Below are 5,602 nucleotides of genomic sequence, written 5' to 3' on the forward strand. Positions count from 1 at the left end.
ACCAAAGAGACAGAACCTAGTCGTTTCCGTCGAAGAGGTGTGCGATCACCGACGGCCAGGGCATCCTGCTCGCGGGGTCGCTGACCGGCGGAAACCGTAATGACCGGGTGCTTGGCGCTCACCTCGCCGCTCACCCGCCCACCGTGGGCCCCGGCTCAGCGGACGTAGGGGAGTGGTGGGACCGGGCGGTCGAGGCCACTGTGTGGCTGCTGGCTGGCCGTTCGACAGCGGAAGGCGTTCGGCTGGCCGCTCTCGTGCTGGGTGCCTGCCCGCCCGAGCGGGCTACCGGCTGCATCAGCGGGCCCGCGCGGCGCTCGGTCCGGCCCTGCCGTCGCCGAGGTCGACCAGGTTCTGCCTGCCGCCGACTTGGGCCAGGCCGGCTGCGGGGACGAGCCGCTCGCCTCCTGGCTGTGGGTCTGGGCCTGGTCGCCGGTCCTGCCCGCCCCGCTGCTGGTCGGCTTCGACCCGCTGCTGGCCGGGCTGCGCCAGCTTCAGTCAGCCGGCCCGCCCGACCCGCGGACCGCTGCCCGCCCGCACTCGCGCCATCACACCGCCGTCGCCGGATGGCCACCGGCCGCGTTCGCCGCCGGTGGCGCGGGCATGTACGGCGCCGATGCCCAAGCGCGGGCGCGGGTACGCCGGGCGACCGATATCCTGCGCGGGCAGCTGGCCCGGCCGGGCTGGTATCACCGGGCCCGGGCCGCGGGGATTGCCGAGCGCCTGGTGGGTGTCCCGCTCGGCGCCTTCCAGGAGGATGCCCTGGGCGTGCGGCCCGCGCTGTGTAGCAAGGCGTCGGGCACCCTGCACGGCGGCGTGGCCGACCCGGCCCGCGCCGCGGCCCTCTACCGGCGGCTCCTGGCCGCCGCCCGGGAGTTGCCGGTGCCGCCGCCCGGCCGCGCCGGGCGGGACCTCGAGCTGGCCGCCCTTCACAAGCCGGGCGGCCGGCGGCGCGGGAACTGGCCGGCTGGGCGGACCCGCGCGCCACCGCGTTCTTCTTCCGCTCCGGCCCGGCCGCGGCCTGGCTCCTTGACGAGCACGCCCCGCACCTGCTCGCGGCCGACGAGGCGGCCGGTGTCTGGTCGGCCGCCCCGTTCTTCGAGCACCTCGCCACCGCATCCCCCGGGGCTGCCCGGCCGTGGCTGGCTGACCACGCCGTCCAGCTCGGCGCCGCTGGCCCGTTGGTGCTCGGTGCGCTGCTGCGCCTGGCCGCTGCTGGCGGGCCGTTCCGCTGGGCCCGCCCGGCCCGAAACGCTCTGGCGGGCCTGCTGCGCCGCGACATCACCGCGCCCGTTCGGAAGCCGTGGTCCGCGTGCGTCGACATGGACGAAGTCCGCGTCGACGCCAGGGTCTTCCTGGGAACGGCCCTTGAGATGCCCCCGCTCCTGGCCCGCTCGGTCCTCGATCTCGCCGCGGCGGACGCTGCGGCCGGTCTCCCGCTCGCCGAGCGGATGCGGGCCTGGCCGCGGATCAGCACCTGCACGACCAGGTGCTCGCCGCTCACCATGGTCTCCTCCTCGTCGGAATCGACGTCCCGTCCGTATGGCGCCAGGATTGGCTGCACTACATCGGAATGGGATCTTCGTAGCGGGTGGCGGTGTGAGGACACGGTGTCGTGCAGGCGGGGTGCGCCCGCAGGCGGGAGTCAGACGCACGCTCCGGCGAGGTGCTGGGGACGGGTGCAGGACGGGTGCAGTGGTGGGCGCGTCGGCCTGTGAGTCCCAGGGCCGGGGCTGTCGCCTGCTGCCGGTTGCGGCCGACACGGATGGTGCGGGGGTCAGCCGCAGTCGTTGCGGTTGATTTTCAGTGAGCGGGTCTGGTCGTTGAGGTTGTAGCTGCGCAGGTCGTGGATGGAGCCGCCGCTGCGGGTGACGCAGACCCAGCGGCCGGAGTGGTTGCGCTTTTCGTAGACGCGGGCAGTGCGGTCGGAGTTGTTGCGGATCGAGCTGCCGCAGTCCCGGATCGCGGTCGGGAGGTCCTTCACGCTGCCGTCGGAGGCGCGGCGGACCCAGGGCTGCCCGCCGAAGTTGATCTCTGGGTAGATGCAGACGTAGCCGGACGGGCATTCGATCCCAGCCGCGGCGCGGCGGCTCGCTGGAAGCGGAGGCCGGAACGGCCAGCGGGGTGAGGGCGAGGGCGGCGACGGCCGCGGCACGCATCAGGTTTTTCATTATGTCCCACAGATACGGTTCGCCGGCGTCTGGCTGGGCGACTCATCCGCGGGTTCACCCGGGTGGGCGGGCGCACGGCGGCTGCCGGTGGCTTCCCGGGAGGGGGTGCGCCCGCGCTGACGGCGCTGAGGGACGACGATCCGCGTCGCGACGTCGACGAGCAGCTCGGGCATCCGCGGTGCAACGGCGGCGAACTCGCGGGCGGCACCGGTGTCGTCGGCCTGGACGGCACGGAGGTAGTGAAGGCGCTGATGGCCGTATGCGGGTCATCGGGGCGAGCGGCGTGGTGTTCGGGCATGTCGACTCCTCAACGTACGGGCCGCCTCGCTGATCGCGGCGGCCTCGAACGATGCTCGGGCCGTGGGGCTGTGGGCAGAGATCCGGCACCGGCAGTGAGCGCATCCGCCGGGCCGGCGCTCGCGTTGCCCTCCTTGTCCAGCTCCGCTGCCTGCGGCATCCCGCTGTTGAGCGTGTCGCGCGCCGCCAAGCGGAGGAAGCCGAACGCACGGCGGCCGAAGCGCCGGCCGTGAAGCCCGCAGCCGGTTCGGCAGCGGCCGCCGCCGGTAACCGGGCGGCTTTTGCCTGCGGCCGGACAGGCAGCCCGATCACGTTGCCGCAGACCACGTTGTAGGAGTCGTTGACGGTGTAGGACTCCTCGGTGCCGCCGCCGCGCTGCTAACGGTGGCGGCACAGGCTTACCGGCGAAGGCGACAGGCGAGTCGGTGAGCCCGCCGTTCAGTCTGATCCGCAGCGCAGGCAGGCGCCAGCGGGACACGGCCGAACGACCCAAGGGGGCAGGAGGCCGCCGTCCGAGTCATGACCTAACGGCCAGCTCTTCGCAGCTCAAGCCTGCGGCCTGTCTAGCGCTGGCGCGCCAGGCCGTCCGCTGGGCATTGATGAGCGCGTTGACTGCCGGCGGGACACGAACAGCCGAGTGCCTCATCCATTCACCAGACATGCCTTCACTCGGATACCCGCCCGGGTGGTAGCACGTGCACATCTGGGCTGACGTTAGCCACGTCGCCGCTGCGGTTCTCACCAGCCGACAACACGTCAGCTGACGCAGGCTGCGACGGAAGGAAACACCCATGCGCTCTGCCCGCACTCTCCTCGCCGCGGCCACGGCCACGGCGGCCCTCGCCATCGCAGCCCCTGGCGCCTACGCCTCCAGCGCCGGTGACTGGGACAAGGACGACCACTCCTACAGCAGCGGCCACGAGTACAAGAAGGACGAGCACAAGGACGCTGGCGGTGAGCACGACAAGCCGAAGGGTGGCGTGCACACCGGTGGGGGTCTGCTCGCCACGGTCGGTGGTGACGACGGGGACAAGAAGGACCACGAGTACTACAAGGACGAGGACAAGAAAGACGGCCACGAGTACAAGAAGGACGAGTACAAGGACGCCGGTGGTGAGCATGACAAGCCGAAGGGTGGCGTGCACACCGGTGGGGGTCTGCTCGCCACGGTCGGTGGTGACGACGGGGACAAGAAGGACCACGAGTACTACAAGGACGGGGACAAGAAGGACGAGTACAAGGACGCCGGTGGTGAGCACGACAAGCCGAAGGGCGGCGTGCACACCGGTGGCGGCGGTCTTGCCCCCTCCGGCTCATCGGCTGCCGGCGGACTCGCGCTCCTGGGCGGCCTGGGGGTTGGCGCGTACGTGCTGCGTCGGCGCATCGCTCGTGGCGCCGCCTGACCCTGAGAGCTGACGCGAGTGCAGCGTGCGGCAGGAGACGTTCCGCTCCGCAGCCACAGTCGCACGCTGTACCACGATGACGCCGCCGAGTTCGTCGCCTGGCTGGAAGGACTGGGGCCCGGCGCGCTCGCCGGCCTGCCCTACGCCGTGCTCGGAGTCGGCGACCGCAACTGGGCCGCCACCTACCAGCGCATCCCCACTGTCGTCGATGAGCGTTTGGCGGCGGCCGGTGGCCTGCCCCTGCTGGCCCTGGGCGCCGCCGACGCCTCCGGCAACCTCGCCGGCACGGTGGACCGATGGTCCGCCGACCTGTGGAGCGCACTGCTGGAGCGATACGGCGACTCCCACGTCGAAGCCCCGAGCGTGGAGCCCGGCGAGGACTAGGCGCTGTTTCTCGGATCATGTGCGGAGCCAGGTCATGAGGGCTGCGAGGGAGACGGTGCCGAGGTAGATGTAGGCGCGTTTCTCGTAGCGTGTGGCGACGGCGCGGAAGCCCTTGAGTCGGTTGATGGCACGTTCGACGGTGTTGCGTTTCTTGTAGTGCTCGCGGTTGAATCCGGTGGGCCGGCCGCCTTGGGATCCTCTGTTGTGCCGGTGCCTTTGCTGGTCGAGACGTTCGGGGATGGTGTGCCGGATTCCGCGTCGTCGCAGGTAGCGCCGATTCTTTCGGGACGTGTAGGCCTTGTCGGCCAGCACGTGGTCGGGCCGGGTGCGGGGCCGTCCCACTCCGGATCGAGGCACGGAGATCTGCTCCAGCACATGCTCGAGCTGGGGGCCGTCACCGTAGTGTCCCGGTGTCAGAACGAACGCGAGGGGCCGGCATCGTCCGTCGGCGGCGAGATGGATCTTGGTGGTGAATCCGCCGCGGGAGCGTCCCAGGCATTCGCCGATCTGACCACCTCCTCCAGGCGGACGGCCAGTTTCCGCAGCACCGGATCGACCTGGTTCGTCCCCCGGCCGTTCCCCTTTTGAAGATCCAGGGCCGGCGGCGCCTTCCTCGCACCGGCGGCGTGCCGATGGGCCCGCACCGCGGTCGAATCCACCGACACGTCCCAGTCGATCCCGCCCGCAGCGTCTTCGGCGGCCTGGATGCGAGACAGCAGCATCTTCCACGTTCCATCCGCTGACCAGCGGCGATGCCGCTTATAGACCGTCTCCCAGGGACCGAACCGTTCCGGCAGATCCCGCCACTGCACACCAGTCCGCACCCGGTAGAGAACTCCGTTGATCACCCGACGGTGATCGCTCCACCGACCTCCCCGCGCACCACCAGGAGGTAAGAAAGACTCCAGCCGAGCCCATTCCGCATTCGTCAGATCCCCACGACCCATGAAGCCAGCCTGACCCCAACACCCCGCCCAAATCAGGAGATCCGAGAAACAGCGCCTAAGTATCCGTATCTGATCCCGCGTCCCATCATCGTGCCCTGGGAGCGACCGCATCCACCAGCGGACGTCCCAGATGATCACCACACGCCGCCCGAGGGTGTCCCTAAGTTTTTGGTCAAGGGAAGCGGGGGTCGGTTGGGTCGGTGAGCCGGGCAGCATGGCTGGGTGGCTTCTGCCTGGCGCGGAGCGCGGCGGCTGATGTCGCGAGGTCGTAGCCGCCGCGCTCGTGGATCATTCGCCTGGCGGAGTGCTCGGCCATGGCCTTCCCGGCACTGAGGTAGTCCTCGACGACCTGGAGGTCGGCTGAGCGTAGCCAGTCCAGCTTAGACGTCATCTCATTTGGGCG

Annotated in this window: 3 protein-coding genes and 2 pseudogenes; 2 read left to right on the forward strand and 3 right to left on the reverse strand. The window is 70.6% G+C overall.

Annotated elements, in window-relative coordinates; translation table 11 throughout:
- Positions 1-1,774: 1,774 nt before the first annotated feature.
- Positions 1,775-2,152 (reverse strand): peptidase inhibitor family I36 protein, encoded by a 378-nt coding sequence (locus CCN42_RS32050; RefSeq protein ID WP_245877565.1) that lies wholly within the window; start codon positions 2,150-2,152, stop codon positions 1,775-1,777.
- Between the two features lie 1,104 nt (positions 2,153-3,256).
- Here CCN42_RS32050 and CCN42_RS32055 point away from each other — a divergent pair.
- Both CCN42_RS32055 and CCN42_RS32060 read left to right on the forward strand, forming a co-directional pair.
- Positions 3,257-3,868, forward strand: a complete 612-nt coding sequence (locus CCN42_RS32055; RefSeq protein ID WP_086740860.1) for a hypothetical protein — start codon at positions 3,257-3,259, stop codon at positions 3,866-3,868.
- A 75-nt stretch (positions 3,869-3,943) separates the two neighbouring features.
- A pseudogene (locus CCN42_RS32060) lies at positions 3,944-4,210 on the forward strand (flavodoxin domain-containing protein); the annotation flags it as partial.
- A gap of 57 nt (positions 4,211-4,267) precedes the next feature.
- Here the strand turns inward: CCN42_RS32060 and CCN42_RS32065 are convergent.
- Positions 4,268-5,199, reverse strand: a pseudogene (locus tag CCN42_RS32065) (IS5 family transposase).
- Positions 5,200-5,371: 172 nt separating this feature from the next.
- Positions 5,372-5,602: hypothetical protein (locus tag CCN42_RS32070; RefSeq protein WP_211294834.1), on the reverse strand; the 231-nt coding region annotated here is incomplete at its 5' end.

The sequence above is a fragment of the Streptomyces glaucescens genome, from assembly GCF_002154375.1.
Taxonomy (GTDB): Bacteria; Actinomycetota; Actinomycetes; order Streptomycetales; family Streptomycetaceae; genus Streptomyces; species Streptomyces glaucescens.

What these genes read in the sequence shown, in the direction of transcription:
- CCN42_RS32055 (WP_086740860.1), top strand. Translation starts at nt 3,257, where the DNA reads ATGCGCTCTGCCCGCACTCTCCTCGCCGCGGCCACGGCCACGGCGGCC.